Below are 19,841 nucleotides of genomic sequence, written 5' to 3' on the forward strand. Positions count from 1 at the left end.
TGAGCAGGGACGTTAAAACGTCACGGCCTTACGCATCCGGTAACGCCGTGAAAAGACGGGCTTACCGGAAAAGTTTTAATCTCCGTCGAGGGAGAGGCGTGGGATCAGGTTCCATATAACCTCCGGTAAGTGAAAAAAGCGCCGCAAATAATAAGGAGAATCCAATAATATTCGTAGCATCTATGGCGATATAATACCTGCTGGCAACTAAACCAACGATAAACCAGACTTTACCCATTGCTGAATGCACGGGTAAAGTTAGGCTCAAATAATTAAACAACACGTTACAGGACAACAGGATGCAAAATCGGCTGACCATCAAAGACATCGCACGCTTAAGCGGCGTGGGGAAATCTACAGTTTCCCGGGTGCTGAATAACGAAAGCGGCGTGAGCCAGCGCACCCGCGAGCGTGTTGAAGCAGTGATGAATCAGCATGGATTTTCCCCTTCCCGCTCTGCGCGCGCTATGCGTGGGCAAAGCGATAAAGTGGTCGCCATCATTGTTACCCGCCTGGATTCGTTGTCAGAAAATCTCGCCGTTCAAACCATGCTGCCAGCGTTCTATGAACAAGGTTACGACCCAATCATGATGGAAAGTCAGTTTTCCCCGCAATTAGTTGCCGAACATTTGGGGGTGCTGAAACGGCGTAATATCGACGGCGTAGTGCTGTTCGGTTTTACTGGCATAACAGAAGAAATGTTAGCCCACTGGCAGTCATCGCTGGTTCTGCTGGCGCGTGACGCAAAAGGTTTTGCTTCGGTCTGTTATGACGACGAAGGGGCAATCAAGATCCTGATGCAACGGCTGTATGACCAGGGGCATCGTAATATCAGTTATCTCGGCGTGCCGCATAGTGACGTGACGACCGGGAAGCGACGTCACGAAGCCTACCTGGCGTTCTGCAAAGCGCATAAACTGAATCCCGTTGCCGCTCTGCCAGGCCTTGCTATGAAGCAAGGCTATGAGAACGTAGCAAAAGTGATTACGCCTGAAACTACCGCCTTACTGTGCGCAACCGACACGCTGGCACTTGGCGCAAGTAAATACCTGCAAGAGCAACGCATCGACACCTTGCAACTGGCGAGCGTCGGTAATACGCCATTAATGAAATTCCTTCATCCGGAGATCGTCACCGTAGATCCTGGTTACGCCGAAGCTGGACGCCAGGCGGCCTGCCAATTGATCGCACAGGTAACCGGGCGCAGCGAACCGCAACAAATCATCATCCCCGCCACCCTGTCCTGATCGTTTCCTGAACGATAAATTGTGATCTTCGCTGCGTTTCGGGAACGTTCCCGTTTTTAAATTTTTCCGCGCAATATATTCTGCAGCCAACCAAAAATGTCATCTGCCATGGGGCTTTATGATGAGCAAAATAAACCAAACGGATATCGATCGGTTGATTGAACTGGTCGGCGGGCGCGGCAATATTGCGACGGTGAGCCACTGTATTACTCGCCTGCGCTTTGTCCTCAACCAACCGGCCAATGCCAGACCGAAAGAAATTGAGCAACTCCCCATGGTGAAAGGCTGTTTCACCAATGCCGGGCAATTTCAGGTGGTGATTGGCACCAACGTGGGTGATTACTATCAAGCACTAATAGCGTCAACCGGACAGGCGCAGGTTGATAAAGAGCAGGTAAAAAAAGCCGCCCGGCAGAATATGAAATGGCATGAGCAGTTGATCTCTCATTTCGCGGAGATCTTCTTCCCGTTGCTGCCCGCGTTGATTAGCGGCGGTTTGATCCTCGGTTTTCGCAATGTGATCGGCGATTTGCCCATGAGCAACGGTCAAACGCTGGCGCAAATGTACCCTTCCCTGCAAACGATCTACGATTTTCTGTGGTTGATCGGTGAAGCGATCTTCTTCTACCTGCCGGTCGGGATTTGCTGGTCAGCGGTGAAAAAATGGGCGGCACGCCGATCCTTGGTATCGTGCTTGGCGTGACACTGGTTTCTCCCCAGCTGATGAACGCTTATCTGCTCGGGCAGCAGCTGCCGGAAGTGTGGGACTTTGGCATGTTCAGCATCGCCAAAGTAGGCTATCAGGCGCAGGTGATCCCGGCACTGTTAGCCGGGCTGGCGCTGGGCGTTATTGAAACTCGCCTTAAACGCATCGTGCCGGATTACCTCTATCTGGTGGTGGTGCCCGTCTGTTCGCTGATCCTCGCGGTGTTCCTCGCCCATGCGCTGATTGGTCCGTTTGGTCGCATGATTGGCGATGGCGTTGCCTTTGCGGTACGTCACCTGATGACCGGCAGCTTTGCTCCGATTGGCGCAGCATTGTTTGGCTTCCTGTACGCCCCGCTGGTGATCACCGGTGTACACCAGACCACCCTTGCTATTGATTTGCAGATGATTCAAAGCATGGGTGGCACGCCAGTGTGGCCGCTGATTGCGCTGTCGAATATCGCTCAGGGCTCCGCCGTGATAGGCATTATCATTTCCAGCCGCAAGCACAATGAACGCGAGATCTCCGTGCCTGCCGCTATCTCCGCCTGGCTTGGGGTCACTGAGCCTGCAATGTACGGCATCAACCTGAAATATCGCTTCCCGATGCTGTGCGCGATGATTGGTTCTGGTCTGGCAGGATTACTATGCGGCCTGAACGGCGTTATGGCGAATGGTATCGGCGTAGGCGGCCTGCCGGGAATTCTCTCGATTCAACCGAGCTACTGGCAGGTATTTGCGCTGGCAATGGTTATCGCCATCATCATCCCGATTGTACTCACCTCGTTTATCTATCAGCGGAAATACCGCCTGGGCACGCTGGATATTGTTTAATTTTCTTCGGGGCGCAATTGCGCCCCCTCGCATTTGCAGGAATAACGTAATGACTAATCTTCCCCACTGGTGGCAAAACGGCGTTATCTACCAGATTTATCCAAAGAGTTTTCAGGACACCACGGGTAGCGGCACCGGCGATTTACGTGGCGTTATCCAACGCCTGGACTATCTGCATAAACTGGGCGTTGATGCCATCTGGCTAACCCCCTTTTATATCTCTCCCCAGGTCGATAACGGTTACGACGTAGCGAACTATACGGCGATTGATCCCATCTACGGCACGCTGGACGATTTTGACGAACTGGTGACGCAGGCAAAATCGCGCGGGATTCGTATCATTCTCGATATGGTGTTTAACCATACCTCTACCCAACATGCCTGGTTTCGCGAGGCGCTGAACAAAGAAAGCCCTTACCGCCAGTTTTATATCTGGCGCGATGGCGAACCAGAAACGCCACCGAACAACTGGCGTTCAAAATTTGGCGGTAGTGCGTGGCGCTGGCATGCGGAAAGCGAACAGTACTATTTGCATCTCTTTGCACCAGAACAGGCGGATCTCAACTGGGAGAATCCAGCGGTACGCGCAGAGCTGAAAAAAGTCTGTGAATTCTGGGCCGATCGTGGGGTCGACGGGTTGCGCCTGGATGTGGTGAATCTGATCTCCAAAGACCCGCGTTTCCCTGAAGACCTGGATGGCGACGGGCGTCGCTTCTACACCGACGGGCCACGAGCACACGAGTTTTTGCACGAGATGAACCGCGATGTGTTTACGCCACGCGGGTTAATGACCGTAGGTGAAATGTCCTCCACCAGCCTTGAGCATTGCCAGCGATACGCGGCACTGACAGGCAGTGAATTGTCGATGACCTTTAATTTTCATCACCTGAAGGTCGATTATCCCGGTGGTGAAAAATGGACGCTGGCTAAACCTGACTTTGTGGCGTTGAAAACATTGTTCCGCCACTGGCAACAAGGAATGCACAACGTGGCATGGAATGCCTTGTTCTGGTGTAACCACGATCAGCCGCGCATTGTTTCTCGCTTTGGTGATGAAGGTGAATACCGCGTGCCTGCGGCAAAAATGCTGGCGATGGTGCTGCATGGCATGCAGGGAACGCCGTATATCTACCAGGGCGAAGAGATTGGCATGACCAACCCGCATTTCACGCGCATTACTGACTATCGCGACGTGGAGAGCCTCAATATGTTTGCCGAGCTGCGCAACGATGGTCGTGATGCCGACGAGTTATTGGCAATCCTCGCCAGTAAATCCCGTGACAACAGCCGCACGCCCATGCAATGGAGCAACGGCGATAATGCCGGGTTTACGGCTGGCGAACCGTGGATTGGCCTGGGCGATAACTATCAACAAATCAACGTAGAAGCCGCGCTGGCCGATGAGTCCTCGGTGTTTTACACCTACCAAAAGTTAATCGCACTGCGTAAGCAAGAAGCCATCCTGACATGGGGCAATTACCAGGATCTGCTGCCAAACAGCCCTGTATTGTGGTGCTATCGCCGTGAATGGAAGGGGCAAACCTTGCTGGTCATTGCCAACCTTAGCCGTGAGATCCAACCCTGGCAGCCAGGGCAAATGCGCGGCAACTGGCAGCTTGTGATGCATAACTACGAAGAAGCCTCACCACAACCCTGTGCCATGAATTTACGGCCTTTTGAGGCTGTCTGGTGGTTACAGAAGTAAATCTTCCCTAAGCCCCGGTAATGCCGGTCATTCCGGGGTTTTGTCTGTCAGCATGTTGTTTTTGTTGATTTTTCAACCAGCAAATTCATTAAAAAATTTACATAACGCTGTAGCGCCCGTCATCCGTACGCTCTGCTTTTTACTTTGAGCTACATCAAAAAAAGTTCAAACATCCTTGATGCAAAGCACTATATATAGACTTTAAAATGCGTCCCAACCCAATATGTTGTATTAATCGACTATAATTGCTACTACAGCTCCCCACGAAAAAGGTGCGGCGTTGTGGATAAGCGGATGGCGATTGCGGAAAGCACCGGAAAACGAAACGAAAAAACCGGAAAACGCCTTTCCCAATTTCTGTGGATAACCTGTTCTTAAAAATATGGAGCGATCATGACACCGCATGTGATGAAACGAGACGGCTGCAAAGTGCCGTTTAAATCAGAGCGCATCAAAGAAGCGATTCTGCGTGCAGCTAAAGCAGCGGAAGTCGATGATGCCGATTATTGCGCCACTGTTGCCGCGGTTGTCAGCGAGCAGATGCAGGGCCGCAACCAGGTGGATATCAACGAGATCCAGACCGCAGTTGAAAACCAGCTGATGTCGGGTCCATACAAACAACTGGCTCGTGCTTACATCGAGTACCGTCACGATCGCGACATTGAACGTGAAAAACGCGGTCGCCTGAACCAGGAGATCCGTGGTCTGGTCGAGCAGACCAACGCCTCGTTACTCAACGAAAACGCCAACAAAGACAGCAAGGTGATTCCAACCCAGCGCGACCTGCTGGCCGGGATCGTGGCTAAACACTATGCACGCCAGCACCTGCTGCCGCGTGACGTGGTGCAGGCACATGAGCGTGGCGATATTCACTATCACGATCTCGATTACTCGCCGTTCTTCCCGATGTTCAACTGCATGTTGATCGACCTGAAAGGCATGCTGACCCAGGGCTTTAAAATGGGGAACGCCGAGATTGAACCGCCGAAGTCGATCTCTACGGCAACCGCGGTAACTGCGCAGATTATTGCTCAGGTCGCCAGCCATATTTATGGCGGCACCACCATTAACCGTATCGATGAAGTGCTGGCGCCGTTTGTTACCGCCAGCTACAACAAACATCGCAAGACCGCAGAAGAGTGGAACATCCCGGACGCCGAAGGCTACGCTAACTCTCGTACCATCAAAGAGTGCTACGATGCCTTCCAGTCGCTGGAGTACGAAGTAAACACCCTGCACACCGCCAACGGTCAGACGCCGTTTGTAACCTTTGGTTTTGGTCTGGGCACCAGCTGGGAATCGCGCCTGATTCAGGAATCGATCCTGCGTAACCGTATCGCAGGCCTCGGTAAAAACCGTAAAACTGCGGTGTTCCCGAAACTGGTGTTTGCGATTCGCGATGGCCTGAACCATAAAAAAGGCGATCCGAACTACGACATCAAACAGCTGGCGCTGGAGTGCGCAAGCAAGCGCATGTATCCGGATATCCTGAACTACGATCAGGTAGTGAAAGTCACCGGTTCGTTTAAAACCCCGATGGGCTGCCGCAGCTTCCTCGGCGTGTGGGAAAATGAAAACGGCGAGCAGATCCACGATGGTCGTAACAACCTCGGCGTGATCAGCCTGAACCTGCCGCGTATTGCTCTGGAAGCAAAAGGCGATGAAGCCACCTTCTGGAAGCTGCTGGATGAACGTCTGGTGCTGGCACGTAAGGCACTGATGACCCGTATCGCTCGTCTCGAAGGCGTGAAAGCGCGCGTCGCCCCGATCCTCTATATGGAAGGTGCTTGTGGCGTACGTCTGAATGCTGACGATGATGTTTCTGAAATCTTCAAAAACGGTCGTGCGTCTATTTCGCTGGGTTACATCGGCATCCACGAAACCATTAACGCGCTGTTCGGCGGCGAGCATGTTTACGACAACGAGCAGCTTCGCGCGAAAGGTATCGCCATTGTTGAACGTCTGCGCCAGGCAGTGGATCAGTGGAAAGAAGAAACGGGTTATGGTTTCAGTCTCTACAGCACGCCGAGTGAAAACCTGTGCGACCGCTTCTGCCGTCTCGATACTGCTGAGTTTGGCGTGGTGCCGGGCGTGACCGATAAAGGTTACTACACCAACAGTTTCCACCTCGATGTGGAGAAGAAGGTGAACCCGTACGACAAGATCGACTTTGAAGCGCCTTACCCGCCGCTGGCGAACGGTGGTTTCATTTGCTACGGCGAGTATCCAAACATTCAGCACAACCTGAAGGCGCTGGAAGATGTCTGGGATTACAGCTATCAGCATGTACCGTATTACGGCACCAATACACCGATTGATGAGTGCTACGAGTGTGGCTTTACCGGTGAGTTCGAGTGCACCAGCAAAGGCTTCACTTGCCCGAAATGTGGTAACCATGACGCCTCCCGTGTGTCGGTGACTCGCCGCGTGTGCGGATATTTAGGTAGCCCGGATGCACGTCCATTTAACGCTGGTAAGCAGGAAGAAGTTAAGCGCCGCGTTAAACATTTGGGGAATGGGCAGATAGGTTAATCTTCACTCTGCGCTAAGCAAATGCCGGATGCGGCGTAAACGCCTTATCCGGCCTACATTTGGCAACGGCTGTAGGCCTGATAAGACGCGACAGCGTCGCATCAGGCATTGATTACCGGATGCAGCCTACACGCGGACTGATAAGCCAGGCGAAATAATGAATTATCATCAGTACTATCCTGTCGACATCGTCAACGGCCCCGGCACTCGCTGCACCCTGTTTGTCTCCGGGTGTGTTCATGAATGCCCCGGTTGCTATAACAAAAGCACATGGCGGGTAAATTCTGGTCAGCCATTTACCAAAGCAATGGAAGACAAGATCATTAAAGATCTGAATGACACTCGTATCAAACGCCAGGGGATTTCCCTCTCCGGCGGCGATCCGCTGCATCCGCAAAACGTGCCGGATATTCTGAAACTGGTAAAACGCATCCGCGCCGAGTGTCCGGGTAAAGACATCTGGGTGTGGACAGGCTATAAACTCGACGAACTCAACGCTGCGCAAATGCAGGTTGTTGATTTGATTAACGTGCTGGTCGACGGCAAATTTGTGCAGGATTTAAAAGACCCTTCCCTGATCTGGCGCGGCAGCAGCAATCAGGTGGTGCATCATTTGCGATGATAAGTTCCCTGTTACCTGAGTGCAGGCAACAGGGAAATGAGGAATTAACGATACTTCTGGTGATAGGCGTTGCGGGTCGTTTTCAGTTGCTCTGCAGCAGCCTGCGCTTCTTTTACTTTACCTTCATTTGCCAGCTTCAGCGCGTCGTCAATCTGACCGACCAGAATGTCGAAACCGTGGCGGAAATCTTTCATTTCCGGGCTGTCCGGTGATTTATCTTCGAGCTTCGGCGGCGTTGCTTTTTGCGCATCCAGCGCTGCGGCGCGCATCTTCGTTAACGCGTCTTTGACTTGCGCCGCGTTATCCGCTTTTTCGATCACTTTTAAATTGTCGTTGAGGGTTTCCATATTGTCTTCAAGATCAGCGGCAAACGACGCAGAACTGAATACCAACGAGGAGACTGCAAGAATAGCTAACAGGCTTTTACGCATTGCTCACTTCCTTTTTTATTTACACTTCATCCTTCACACTGCCTCATCGACGGCTACGCTCATTCGCCCGGGTCACGTACTGCGAGTACGCTCCCCGGCCCTCATTCACTTTCCGTCTCGATGCAGTGCGAATGATTTTGTGTAATTTTTTAGTTTATAGCGCGGCAGGTCGCGCCAGTTTTTTACTGCCCGGCGATTTTCATCTCCGGCAACAGCACAGAACCACACTGTATATTACTGCGTGTTTCAATATCGTTACCGACGGTGACAATATTGCGCCACATATCTTTTAAATTACCTGCGATGGTGATTTCACTAACGGGATACTGAATTTCGCCATTCTCTACCCAGAAGCCCGCTGCACCACGGGAATAATCACCGGTAATGGCACTCACGCCCTGGCCCATCAGCTCCGTCACCACCAGCCCGGTGCCCATCTCTTTGAGCATTTGTTCGAAGCTTAGCCCTTGTCCGGCAATCCGCCAGTTGTGAATACCGCCCGCATGTCCGGTGCTTTTCAGCCCCAGTTTCCGCGCCGAGTAGCTGGTCAGCAGCCACTGAGTCAGGATGCCATCTTTAATAATATCGCGACGCTCGGTGCGCACACCTTCGCTGTCGAATGGCGTCGACGCCAGCCCTTTCAGCAGATGCGGATGCTCTTCAATGGTCAGCCAGTCCGGCAGAATTTGTTTACCCAGCGAATCCAGCAGAAAGGTAGATTTACGGTAAACCGAGCCACCCGCTATCGCCCCCACCAGATGGCCAAAAAGCCCGGTTGCCACTTCATTGGCAAAAATGACTGGCGCTTTCATGGTGGAGAGTTTACGCGGTGACAGGCGCGATAAAGTACGGCGAGCACAGTCGGCCCCAACCCACTCTGGCGTTTGCAGATCGCTCATCGCACGACCAATGGTGTAGGCGTAATCACGCTCCATATCGCCATTTTCTTCGGCAATTACACAGCTGGAGAGTGAATGACGCGTAGAGCAGTAACCCTGCAACATGCCGTGGCTGTTGCCAAAAACTTTGACACCGTAGTGGCTGTTAAAACTGCCGCCTTCGGTATTGGTAATGCGTTTGTCCGCCTGCAATGCCGCCTGTTCTGCGCGGGCCGCCAGTTCAATGGCTTCATCCGGGGAAACTTCCGCAGGGTGGAACAAGTCGAGATCTGGTGCGTCAAAGGCCAGCAGCTCTTTGTCTGCCACACCGGCACAGGGATCTGGCGAGGTATAACGGGCAATATCCAGCGCCGCCTGTACGGTGCGGGCAATGGCCTGCGGGCTTAAATCGGTGGATGATGCGCTACCTTTGCGGTTCTGGTGATAAACAGTGATCCCCAGCGCGCCATCGCTATTGAATTCAACATTCTCCACTTCACCATAACGCGTGCTTACGCTAATGCCGGTGGTCTTGCTGACGGCAACTTCCGCACCGTCCGATTTGCCTGAGGCCAACTCCAGCGCAGTGGAAACTGCTTCTTCCAGAATCTTGCGCTGCGCTTCAACTTGAGAGATTACTTTCATTGCAAGTGCCATAATGTAGAGAGTTTCTCTGAAGTCTAACAGAGAACCGTTTTTCAGTGCGCATCTTAACTGGTAACATTAGCCTCTTTTTTTAAGGAGCCTGAGATGACTAAGCAGCCCGAAGACTGGCTCGACGACGTTCCCGGTGATGACATCGAAGACGAAGACGATGAAATTATCTGGGTCAGTAAAAGTGAAATTAAACGTGATGCCGAGGAGCTAAAACGCCTTGGCGCGGAAATTGTTGATCTGGGGAAAAACGCGCTGGATAAGATCCCGTTAGATGCGGATCTGCGCGCGGCTATTGAGCTCGCCCAGCGTATTAAGATGGAAGGTCGCCGCCGCCAGTTGCAGCTCATCGGTAAGATGCTGCGCCAGCGCGACGTAGAGCCTATTCGTCAGGCGCTGGATAAGCTGAAAAACCGTCACAACCAGCAGGTGGTGCTGTTCCATAAACTGGAAAACCTGCGCGATCGTCTGATCGATCAAGGTGATGACGCCATCGCTGAAGTATTGAATCTGTGGCCCGATGCCGATCGTCAGCAGCTGCGTACTCTGATCCGTAACGCGAAGAAAGAGAAAGAAGGGAATAAGCCGCCGAAATCCGCACGCCAGATTTTCCAGTATCTGCGCGAACTGGCGGAGAATGAAGGGTAATTTTCGTTGTTGATGTGAGTATGGTTTGCCGGATGCGGTGCACCTGTAGGCCGGATAAGACGCATCAAGCGTCGCATCAGGCACTATGCTCAAATGCCGGATGCGGCGTAAACGCCTTATCCGGCAATGCTATATCAGGCTGAAGCCGAATTACTGCGCAGCTTCCGCCTTCTTCGCCAGACCATCCAGCAGTTTCTGATGGATCCCACCAAAACCGCCGTTGCTCATCACCAGAATATGGTCGCCAGGCTGAGCGGTTTTCACCACCATATCTGCCAGCGTATCCACATCGCCACTCCAGTGTGCAGGCTGAACGCAGGCTTCTGCCACTTCTGCCACCTGCCACGGAATATGCGCCGGTTGCAGCAGGAAGACTTCATCGGCACGACCTAATGAAGGTGCCAGATCGTCTTTGCAGATCCCCATTTTCATGGTATTCGAGCGCGGTTCCAGCACAGCAATAATGCGCGCCGTACCACCAACTTTGCCACGCAGCGCCGCCAGCGTTGCCAGAATCGCCGTCGGGTGATGGGCAAAATCGTCATATACCGTGACGCCATTCGCTTCACCACGCAACTCCAGACGGCGACGAGCATTAATAAACGAACCCAGCGCGTTAGCGGCATCTGCCGGCGCTACACCAACATGGCGAGCCGCTGCAATCGCCATCAGGCCATTGTGCATATTATGTTCGCCTACCAGCGACCATTTCACTTCGCCCACTTTTTCGCCATCCAGCAAGACTTCCCATTCAGAAGCGTCAGTGGTCAGCTTTTTCGCCTGCCAGTGACCCTGCTCACCCACCAGCTCCTGCTCGCTCCAGCAGCCCATCGCCATGGTCTGTTTCAGGTTGATGTCATTTTCCGGCCAGATAATACGGCCCTGCCCCGGAACGATACGCACCAGATGGTGGAACTGTTTCTGGATCGCTTTCAGGTCGTCAAAGATATCGGCGTGATCGAACTCAAGGTTGTTGAGGATCAGCGTACGCGGGCAGTAATGGACAAATTTAGAGCGTTTGTCGAAGAAGGCGCAGTCATACTCATCCGCTTCGATAACAAAGAAGTCGCTTTCGCCCAGACGCGCCGAAACCTCAAAGTTCCCCGGCACACCGCCGATCACAAATCCCGGTTTGTAACCGCACTGTTCCAGAATCCAGGTCGCCATTCCCGCGGTGGTAGTTTTGCCGTGTGTACCGGCAACGGCCAGCACCCAGCGGTCGCGCAGCACAAAATCGTGCAGCCACTGTGGACCTGACATATAAGGGATGTTTTTTTCCAGTACCGCTTCCACACACGGATTTCCACGGGTCATGGCGTTGCCAATAATCACCAGATCCGGCTGCGGATCGAGCTGGCTGGCATCGTAACCCTGAATCAGCTCAATGCCTTGCTTCTCAAGTAAGGTGCTCATCGGCGGATACACATTGGCGTCCGAACCCGTTACTTCATGGCCTAACTGGCGCGCCAGCATCGCCAGACCGCCCATAAATGTGCCACAAATTCCTAAAATATGAATGCGCATACGTCACTATCCTTTTTTAATCTGCCGCTCATTTTACGCATATGTCGGGCAAGTGAGAAACGCATTTCAGGATAATCCGCAATTTGCTGGCGCGATTCACCTGAGCGCAACATTGAGATTATTTGTTAAGATTGTTGCGGTCGCTTTACTCCATAAACATTGCAGGGAAAGTTTTATGAAAACGTTAGGTGAATTTATTGTCGAAAAGCAGCACGAGTTTTCTCATGCTACCGGTGAGCTCACTGCTTTGCTGTCGGCAATAAAACTGGGCGCCAAGATTATCCATCGCGATATCAACAAAGCAGGACTGGTTGATATCCTGGGTGCCAGCGGTGCTGAGAACGTGCAGGGCGAGGTTCAGCAGAAACTCGACTTGTTCGCTAATGAAAAACTGAAATCCGCACTGAAAGCACGCGATATCGTTGCGGGCATTGCCTCTGAAGAAGAAGATGAGATTGTCGTCTTTGAAGGCTGTGAACATGCAAAATACGTGGTGCTGATGGACCCACTGGATGGCTCGTCCAACATCGATGTTAACGTCTCTGTCGGTACCATTTTCTCCATCTACCGCCGCGTTACGCCCGTCGGCACGCCGGTAACGGAAGAAGATTTCCTCCAGCCTGGTAACAAACAGGTTGCGGCAGGTTACGTGGTATACGGCTCCTCTACCATGCTGGTTTACACCACCGGATGCGGTGTTCACGCCTTTACTTACGATCCTTCGCTCGGCGTTTTCTGCCTGTGCCAGGAACGGATGCGCTTTCCGGAGAAAGGCAAAACCTACTCCATCAACGAAGGAAACTACATTAAGTTTCCGAACGGGGTGAAGAAGTACATTAAATTCTGCCAGGAAGAAGATAAATCCACCAACCGCCCGTATACCTCACGTTATATCGGTTCACTGGTCGCGGATTTCCACCGTAACCTGCTGAAAGGCGGTATTTATCTCTACCCAAGCACCGCCAGCCACCCGGACGGCAAACTGCGTTTGCTGTATGAGTGCAACCCGATGGCATTCCTGGCGGAACAAGCGGGCGGTAAAGCGAGCGATGGCAAAGAGCGTATTCTGGATATCATCCCGGAAACCCTGCACCAGCGCCGTTCATTCTTTGTCGGCAACGACCATATGGTTGAAGATGTCGAACGCTTTATCCGTGAGTTCCCGGACGCGTAATCTCCTGCGCCTCTCCACACGGAGAGGCGTTTTTATCGCTGCGCAATGTTGACTCTTGTCACTGGCGAACTCTGACGATTCTCCCACAGCACCGTTAACCCACGCTGTAATGCTATAAAAATAAACAACAAAATACCGATGGCGATTTTCGTCCACCAGGAACTCAGCGTGCCGTCAAAGTTGATGTAAGTCTGGATCAGTCCCTGAATTGCCACGCCAAAAAGCGTCCCAAGCACCGTCCCGACGCCACCACTTAACAACGTACCGCCAATCACCACCGACGCGATGGCGTCCAGTTCCACACCTACGCCCGCCAGTGCATATCCGGCCTGGGTATAAATCGAGAAGACAATCCCCGCCAGTGTTGCCAGTCCGGTGGAGAGCATATAAATGCGAATAGTGGTGCTGCGAGTAGAAATCCCCATCAGGTTCGCCGACGTCGCGTTGCCGCCAATAGCGTACACCTGATTGTCAAAACGGGTACGATGCGCAAGGAAAATACCGATAACCACCACCGCCAGCATCAACAGCCCCATCGCACTAAGGCGACCGCCGCCGGGGATTTTCCACGCAAGGCTTGAGAGCGTGTCATAAATGGGATGGTTTATCGGAATCGACTCTTCCGAAACGAGATAGCTGACGCCGCGCAAAAAGAACATCCCCGCAAGCGTAATGATAAATGCCGGGATCTTCAGGGCGTCGATCAGAAGCCCCATAAATGCGCCGAAGGCACAGCCCATCACCAGCACTAGCGGAAACGCCAGCAGCGGCGAGAGGCCGAAATCGCCAACCACTTTTGCCAGAAACACGCCAGTAAAGGCGATCACCGAACCGACGGAGAGATCGATACCGCCAGAGAGGATCACAAAGGTCATGCCAACGGCGATTATCCCAAGAAAGGCGTTATCTGTCAGGATATTGCAGATCACTCTTGTGGAAGCAAAACCGGGAAACTGCGTCAGGCAGTAGAAATAGCCCAGCACAAAGACGCCGATGGTGATCATCAGTGGCAAATTACGTTTTATCATGGCTACGTACTCCTTTAATCAGACTGATAAAGCGTTGCGACTGAACAATCAGCACACAAAGCACCACCACCGCTTTTACGACCTGGTTCATCTCCGGCGGAAAGCCAGAAAGTAAAATTCCGGTGTTCATCCCCTGAATAATCAGCGCCCCCACGACTGAGAGCAGCAGGTTAAAGCGCCCGCCCATCAGCGATCCGCCGCCAATCACCACCGCAAGAATGGCGTCCAGCTCCAGCCATAACCCGGCGTTATTGGCATCGGCACCGCGAATATCCGCCGCCACGATAATGCCCGCAATCGCCGCACACAGCCCGCTCAACACGTAGGTGAGCATGACGATGATCCGCGTGTTTACCCCGGCATTTTTTGCCGCCCGAATGTTGATACCAACGGCTTCGATAAACATCCCCAGCGCCGTTTTGCGGGTCAACAGCCAGAACAGGAGAAGCGTCAGCACCGCGATAATGACCGGCGTTGGCAGGAACAACAGCGATCCGCTGCCAAACCATGAGAGATCCGGCGAGTTAAACGTGACGATCTGCCCGGCGGTGATCAGTTGCGCCACGCCGCGCCCGGCGACCATCAGGATCAGGGTGGCGACAAACGGCTGAATTTTGAGGATCGCTACCAGTATGCCGTTCCACAATCCCGCCAGGATGCCGGTGCCCAGGGCGCTTAACAAAACAATCGGCAGGCTGAATCCCGCGACCGTCATCGCAGCCGTTGTGGCTCCGGCGATAGCCATCACCGCCCCTACGGAGAGATCAATCCCACCGGTGGCGATCACCAGCGTCATACCAATCGCCAGTAACGCAACGGGAGCTGCACGGTTAAGAATGTCGATAGGGCTACCGAACAAACGCCCATCCTGAAGCACCACCTGCCAGAAATGCGGGGCTACCAGGCTATCGACCAGCAGCACCAGCAATAGCGCCGCCAGCTGCGGCATTCCCGTTGGCCAGCGAAAGCGCCTTTTCGGCGGCGTAGTGTCCGGGAGAGATTGAGGCATCACACTGTTCTCCTTACGCCGCAATGGCGTTCATGATCGCCGGAACGGAAAGCTCTGCCAGCGGGATCTCCGCCACCTGTTTGCGATCGCGCATGATAATCACCCGATCGGCATAGCCCACCAGCTCTTCCAGTTCGGAGGAGATCACCAACAGCGCCAGACCGTCAGCACACAGCGTTTCAATCAGGCGGATGATCTCGGCGTGGGCACCAACATCAATGCCGCGGGTTGGCTCGTCGAGGATCAGAAATTGCGGTCGGGTCAGTAGCCAACGTGAAAGCAACACTTTTTGCTGATTGCCGCCAGAGAGAAATTCAATCGGTTGTTCAGTTGAAGGTGTGCGAATGCCAAGCTGGCGGATAAAGCGTTCGGCAATCTCTTGCTGCTCTTTGCGGGAAATGGGTCGTAGCCAGCCGCGCTGGGCCTGGAGAGCGAGGATGATATTTTCCCGTACCGAGGCGGCGGCGATGATGCCATCGGTTTTCCTGTCTTCCGGGCAGAAGCCGATGCCCAGTACCGAAGCCTGATGTGGCGATCGCAGGTTTTGCGGTTTGCCTTTGATCAACGCCGTGCCGCTGTCAGCAGGTTTGATACCGAAGATCACTTCGGCGGTTTCGGTACGTCCGGATCCCAGCAAGCCTGCCAGGCCGACGATCTCGCCGGGGCGTACTTCGAGATCAAACGGTGCGATCGTTCCTTTTTTGCCGTAATTTTTGAACGCGGCAACGGGTTTGTCGCTCAACAATGTTCGCCCGGCACGCTGTAGCGCGTGGGTATCCAGCTCGCGCCCCAGCATCATTTTTACCAGTTCGATCTGCGGTAGCTCGCGCGTTTCCCGACAGCCTACGAAACTGCCGTTGCGTAAGACGGTGATCCGATCGCTGACCTGATAGACCTGATCGAGAAAGTGAGTGACAAAGATCAGGCTGACGCCGCGATCGCGCAACTGACGCATCAGGCCAAACAGTAACTCTACTTCCTGGGTGTCGAGGCTGGCGGTGGGTTCATCGAGGATCAGCACTTTGGCGGAGAGATCGATAGCCCGGCAAATGGCGACGATTTGCTGCATCGCCACCGAAAAACGGTTAAGCGGTTCACGCACGTCGAGGGAGAAACCGTAAGATGTCATCAGTTCGGTGGCACGCTTTTCCATCTCTTTGCGGCGTAGAAAGCCGAAACGTTTGGGTTCGCGACCTATGAATAGATTATCAGCGACCGACATATTGGGTAGCAGGTTGACTTCCTGATAAACGGTTCCGATGCCGAGTTGTTGTGCATGGGCGGTATTTTTCGGTGAGATAGCCTGGCCTTCCAGCCAGATGGTGCCGCGATCGGCGTGGTATACACCGGTTAATGCTTTGATTAGCGTCGATTTTCCCGCCCCGTTTTCACCGAGCAGCGCCATGATTTCGCCACGGCGCAGGCTGAAATCAACGTTGTCTAACGCTTTGACGCCGGGGAAAAATTTACTTAATCCTTCGGTGCGGAGGATTTCCTGGTGTTGGTCGGTCGTCATGGTTTCCTCCTTAGCCACGCTCTAAAAGTCTGGGAATAGATCGTGCCTGATGTTAAGAGCTGCGCCGTTTGTCCCCCTCACCCTAACCCTCTCCCCGAAGGGGCGAGGGGACAGATTGTGCACGGTGTTAAGTCCGGTGTTGCACCACTGCCGGATGCGGCGTGAACGCCTTATCCGGCCTACACAGAGCACCGAACTCGTAGGCATGATAAGACGCGGTAAGCGTCGCATCAGGCTTCAGCGCACCACCGCCGGATGCGGCGCGAGCGCCTTATCAGGCCTACGAATCGGCATCAGGCATTGATACCCTCAATACCCCATATTTTTCTTCTTCTCTAACTCTTCTTTTGCGGTATCAGGCAGATAAAGGGTGGATTTGGTCAGCGTTAGCTTTTCAGGCATGGTGCCGTCTTTTTTGTATTTCTCCAGCGCGTCGAAGGCGGGACCTGCCATATTCGGCGTCAGTTCAACACTGGCGTTCGCTTCGCCATCAATCATCGCTTTGTAGATATCCGGTACGCCATCAATGGAACCCGTGAGGATATCTTTACCCGGCTTCAGGCCCGCTTCTTTAATTGCCTGAATTGCACCAATCACCATGTCATCGTTATGGGCGTAAACCATGCAGATGTTTTTGCCGTTGTTTTCCGCTTTGATAAAGCTCTCCATGACTTCTTTGCCTTTACTGCGGGTGAAGTCACCTGACTGCGAGCGGATAATTTTGATATTTGGCGCATTCTTAATGGCTTCGGCAAAGCCTTTCTTACGGTCAATGGCGACGCTGGCCCCAACGGTGCCCTGCAGCTCCACCACGTTGCATGGTTTGCCATTCACTTCTTTTACCAGCCAGTCACCAATCAACTTGCCTTCGAGGATGTTGTCGGCGGTGACAGTGGTCATATAGAGAGATTTGTCTTTCACATCGATGGAACGGTCAAGCAAGAAGACCGGGATTTCGGCATCTTTCGCCTCTTTTAATACCGGCTCCCAACCCGTCGCTACCACTGGAGCGATAAAGATCGCATCCACCCCTTGTGCAACGAAGGAACGTACCGCTTTAATCTGGTTTTCCTGCTTTTGTTGACCATCGGCAATTTTCAACGTAATTCCGCGTTTTTCGGCCTCACTTTTCGCCACATTGGTTTCTGCGGCACGCCAGCCGGATTCCGATCCGACCTGCGAAAATCCTACGGTTAATGGAGCGGCCAACGCCATAGACGACATGGCTGCCGAGACTGCAGAGACTACAAGTAAGCGTTTCCACATAGGGTTGTCCTCGTCGGGGTAATTATTATTGGTGAAAAGATGTTCGCGAAAAAACTATAGACAATTCGTTATGTAACGGATTGCGTTACATCACACTTCAAAAAAGTAAATAAAACGTTAATCACAAGTTTGTAATCGCTTTCATCTCACTATGAAAAATGCGGCTACGGTTATGGATTTTCCTGCTCTGCATACCGTCTTAAAACTGGCGAAAAAGGAAAATGAAGACGAAAACAAGCGAAGACATTCGGCGCGAGTTGGCTATAATACTCGGCACTTGTTTGCCACATATTTTTAAAGGAAACAGACATGAGCTTACTCAACGTCCCTGCGGGTAAAGATCTGCCGGAAGACATCTACGTGGTTATTGAGATCCCGGCTAACGCAGATCCGATCAAATACGAAATCGACAAAGAGAGCGGCGCACTGTTCGTTGACCGCTTCATGTCCACCGCGATGTTCTATCCGTGCAACTACGGTTACATCAACCACACCCTGTCTCTGGACGGTGACCCGGTTGACGTACTGGTCCCGACTCCGTACCCGCTGCAGCCGGGTTCTGTGATCCGTTGCCGTCCGGTTGGCGTTCTGAAAATGACCGACGAAGCCGGTGAAGATGCGAAACTGATTGCTGTTCCGCACACCAAGCTGAGCAAAGAATACGATCACATTAAAGACGTTAACGATCTGCCAGAGCTGCTGAAAGCGCAGATCGCTCACTTCTTCGAGCACTACAAAGACCTCGAAAAAGGCAAGTGGGTGAAAGTTGAAGGTTGGGAAAACGCAGAAGCCGCTAAAGCTGAAATCGTTGCCTCCTTCGAGCGCGCAAAGAATAAATAAGTTCTTCTGGCGCAATAACCCTGAACACCGGGCTTCGGTTAGTAAGGGTTTTTTTATGCCCGCGATAAATAAACACACCTTATTCCACCACCGCCTGCAAGCGTAATAACGCCTCTTCCACCACCTCATCCGCAGCCAGACCAATACGCTTTGCCAGCCGGGCGCGTAGATCCATCATCCGCACCTGATTCACCAGCACCACGCCGTGCACATCGCCTTCTTCGCAATGTAAAGGAACGCTAAATCCGGCATAACGGGCAAAATTTCCGCCCTGCGTAATGGGGGCCACCAGCGTCATTCCCAGTTGATTAAAGGCTTGAACGGAGAGCACAAGCGCAGGTCGACCAGCACCTTGCTGTTCATGGCCGCTTGCTGGATCAAAGCCAACCAGCACAATGTCTCCCCGTTCAAATTCACTTTTCTTTACCATATTTCGTCACCCGCAGGGGTGGATTTACCCCAGACATCCTGCTCGCTAAGTTCCGCGGCGTTCATGTCACACTGTGCCAGCAGTTCATCAAGCGAGTAGCGCCTGGAGATGGGTGTCAGAATCAGTTGGTTGTTGCTCACCTGCGCTTCCACGCTCTGCCCCGGCTGTAAGTTAAGTTCTTTCATTACGATATTGGGAATGACCATACCTGCACTGTTCCCCCATCTTTTTATGGTAATACGCATCTGCACCTCCTTAAGTTATACAAAGTATAACTCACGGTGCTACAGGAAACGTTTTACCCCTGCGCATTTGTGAACGCCAGCAGAGTTTTTTATGCGTTAACAGATATGGAAAGCGGCTCGGAGAGAAAAGCAAAGGGTGAGGGAATTACAAAACAGAATGCGAGTCGTCTCGCAAAAAACAACGCCACCCGAAGGTGGCGTATGCATATGGTTACTTATCCCTGTCTAACCAGTCGCCGCTTTCAATTAGCTTTAATCCATCGACGGGTCGTTGATAAACGTACATCCATGCACTCCCGTACGGCGTCTGAATCAACTGGCGCGCGTATTCACCGCCCCTGGTGCGCAAGGCATCAAGTTCGGCCAGCGTGGCGTTGTCAATACGATAAACTTCACCGTGTACTGTTCCGTTCCCCGGAACTGCGCCTGGATAGTGGCCCAGGCTATACAACTGGTAGTTATCGATACTGAAATCGCCCAGTAACTGGGCATTGGTCATCCAGTGACTGTTGCCTTGTTTGTGGCGTAAACTGCCGTAGACAAATATTCGCAT

18 protein-coding genes and 1 pseudogene are annotated in these 19,841 nt (G+C 52.8%); 8 read left to right on the forward strand and 11 right to left on the reverse strand.

The window, feature by feature from the left end; translation table 11 throughout:
- Positions 1-61: 61 nt before the first annotated feature.
- Positions 62-115: a mgtA regulatory leader peptide MgtL gene (gene mgtL / locus HGD79_RS12815; protein WP_001387276.1), complete on the reverse strand. Its 54-nt coding sequence runs from the start codon at positions 113-115 to the stop codon at positions 62-64.
- A 184-nt stretch (positions 116-299) separates the two neighbouring features.
- Here mgtL and treR point away from each other — a divergent pair, with 184 nt between their 5' ends.
- The 5 genes and pseudogenes from treR (at position 300) to nrdG (ending at position 7,645) form a co-directional block, all read left to right on the forward strand.
- Positions 300-1,247 carry a trehalose operon repressor TreR gene (gene treR, locus HGD79_RS12820; RefSeq protein ID WP_001181332.1) on the forward strand — a complete coding sequence of 316 codons (948 nt, stop codon included), beginning with the start codon at positions 300-302 and terminating at the stop codon, positions 1,245-1,247.
- Between the two features lie 121 nt (positions 1,248-1,368).
- A pseudogene (gene treB, locus HGD79_RS12825) lies at positions 1,369-2,786 on the forward strand (PTS trehalose transporter subunit IIBC).
- A 49-nt stretch (positions 2,787-2,835) separates the two neighbouring features.
- Positions 2,836-4,491 (forward strand): alpha,alpha-phosphotrehalase, encoded by a 1,656-nt coding sequence (gene treC / locus HGD79_RS12830; protein WP_001368105.1) that lies wholly within the window; start codon positions 2,836-2,838, stop codon positions 4,489-4,491.
- Between the two features lie 393 nt (positions 4,492-4,884).
- On the forward strand, positions 4,885-7,023 hold the full coding sequence (nrdD, locus tag HGD79_RS12835) for an anaerobic ribonucleoside-triphosphate reductase (protein ID WP_000187778.1): 2,139 nt from the start codon (positions 4,885-4,887) through the stop codon (positions 7,021-7,023).
- 157 nt (positions 7,024-7,180) lie between these two features.
- Positions 7,181-7,645, forward strand: coding sequence for an anaerobic ribonucleoside-triphosphate reductase-activating protein (gene nrdG, locus HGD79_RS12840; protein ID WP_001106222.1), 465 nt, complete (start codon positions 7,181-7,183; stop codon positions 7,643-7,645).
- A gap of 44 nt (positions 7,646-7,689) precedes the next feature.
- Here the strand turns inward: nrdG and cybC are convergent, their stop codons facing one another.
- Together cybC and pmbA are read right to left on the reverse strand one after the other, a co-directional pair.
- Complete coding sequence (gene cybC, locus HGD79_RS12845; protein ID WP_001232240.1) at positions 7,690-8,076, reverse strand: cytochrome b562; 387 nt, start codon at positions 8,074-8,076, stop codon at positions 7,690-7,692.
- Positions 8,077-8,258: 182 nt separating this feature from the next.
- Entirely contained in the window at positions 8,259-9,611 is a 1,353-nt protein-coding gene (gene pmbA / locus HGD79_RS12850; RefSeq protein WP_001162171.1) for a metalloprotease PmbA, read from the reverse strand.
- A 93-nt stretch (positions 9,612-9,704) separates the two neighbouring features.
- Between pmbA and yjgA the strand changes: the two genes are divergently transcribed.
- Positions 9,705-10,256 carry a ribosome biogenesis factor YjgA gene (gene yjgA / locus HGD79_RS12855; RefSeq protein WP_000166270.1) on the forward strand — a complete coding sequence of 184 codons (552 nt, stop codon included), beginning with the start codon at positions 9,705-9,707 and terminating at the stop codon, positions 10,254-10,256.
- A 150-nt stretch (positions 10,257-10,406) separates the two neighbouring features.
- Here yjgA and mpl read toward each other — a convergent pair whose 3' ends face one another.
- Positions 10,407-11,780 carry a UDP-N-acetylmuramate:L-alanyl-gamma-D-glutamyl-meso-diaminopimelate ligase gene (gene mpl, locus HGD79_RS12860; RefSeq protein WP_001219792.1) on the reverse strand — a complete coding sequence of 458 codons (1,374 nt, stop codon included), beginning with the start codon at positions 11,778-11,780 and terminating at the stop codon, positions 10,407-10,409.
- A gap of 175 nt (positions 11,781-11,955) precedes the next feature.
- Between mpl and fbp the strand changes: the two genes are divergently transcribed.
- A complete protein-coding gene (gene fbp / locus HGD79_RS12865) occupies positions 11,956-12,954 on the forward strand; it encodes a class 1 fructose-bisphosphatase (protein WP_168848414.1) in 999 nt (332 codons plus the stop codon).
- Between the two features lie 32 nt (positions 12,955-12,986).
- Here fbp and yjfF read toward each other — a convergent pair whose 3' ends face one another.
- The 4 genes from yjfF to ytfQ form a co-directional block, all read right to left on the reverse strand.
- Positions 12,987-13,982 carry a galactofuranose ABC transporter, permease protein YjfF gene (yjfF, locus tag HGD79_RS12870; protein WP_168848415.1) on the reverse strand — a complete coding sequence of 332 codons (996 nt, stop codon included), beginning with the start codon at positions 13,980-13,982 and terminating at the stop codon, positions 12,987-12,989.
- Positions 13,969-14,991, reverse strand: a complete 1,023-nt coding sequence (gene ytfT / locus HGD79_RS12875; protein ID WP_001296689.1) for a galactofuranose ABC transporter, ATP-binding protein YtfT — start codon at positions 14,989-14,991, stop codon at positions 13,969-13,971. Before ytfT ends, yjfF begins: the two co-directional genes overlap by 14 nt.
- 13 nt (positions 14,992-15,004) lie before the next feature.
- On the reverse strand, positions 15,005-16,507 hold the full coding sequence (ytfR, locus tag HGD79_RS12880; protein WP_000205791.1) for a galactofuranose ABC transporter, ATP-binding protein YtfR: 1,503 nt from the start codon (positions 16,505-16,507) through the stop codon (positions 15,005-15,007).
- 309 nt (positions 16,508-16,816) lie between these two features.
- Positions 16,817-17,773 carry a galactofuranose ABC transporter substrate-binding protein YtfQ gene (ytfQ, locus tag HGD79_RS12885; RefSeq protein WP_000265933.1) on the reverse strand — a complete coding sequence of 319 codons (957 nt, stop codon included), beginning with the start codon at positions 17,771-17,773 and terminating at the stop codon, positions 16,817-16,819.
- Between the two features lie 309 nt (positions 17,774-18,082).
- Here ytfQ and ppa point away from each other — a divergent pair, with 309 nt between their 5' ends.
- Positions 18,083-18,613 (forward strand): inorganic diphosphatase, encoded by a 531-nt coding sequence (gene ppa, locus HGD79_RS12890; protein WP_000055072.1) that lies wholly within the window; start codon positions 18,083-18,085, stop codon positions 18,611-18,613.
- Between the two features lie 79 nt (positions 18,614-18,692).
- On the opposite strand, the gene chpB is transcribed toward ppa, so the two are convergent.
- From chpB to HGD79_RS12905, 3 genes are all read right to left on the reverse strand, one after another.
- Complete coding sequence (gene chpB, locus HGD79_RS12895) at positions 18,693-19,043, reverse strand: endoribonuclease toxin ChpB (protein ID WP_000239579.1); 351 nt, start codon at positions 19,041-19,043, stop codon at positions 18,693-18,695.
- On the reverse strand, positions 19,037-19,288 hold the full coding sequence (gene chpS, locus HGD79_RS12900) for a type II toxin-antitoxin system antitoxin ChpS (RefSeq protein ID WP_001223208.1): 252 nt from the start codon (positions 19,286-19,288) through the stop codon (positions 19,037-19,039). The genes chpB and chpS overlap by 7 nt, the downstream gene beginning before the upstream one ends.
- Before the next feature lie 211 nt (positions 19,289-19,499).
- Positions 19,500-19,841: a gamma-glutamylcyclotransferase gene (locus HGD79_RS12905; RefSeq protein ID WP_001219160.1), complete on the reverse strand. Its 342-nt coding sequence runs from the start codon at positions 19,839-19,841 to the stop codon at positions 19,500-19,502.

The sequence above is a fragment of the Escherichia sp. SCLE84 genome, from assembly GCF_012584495.1.
Classification (GTDB): Bacteria; Pseudomonadota; Gammaproteobacteria; order Enterobacterales; family Enterobacteriaceae; genus ECMA0423.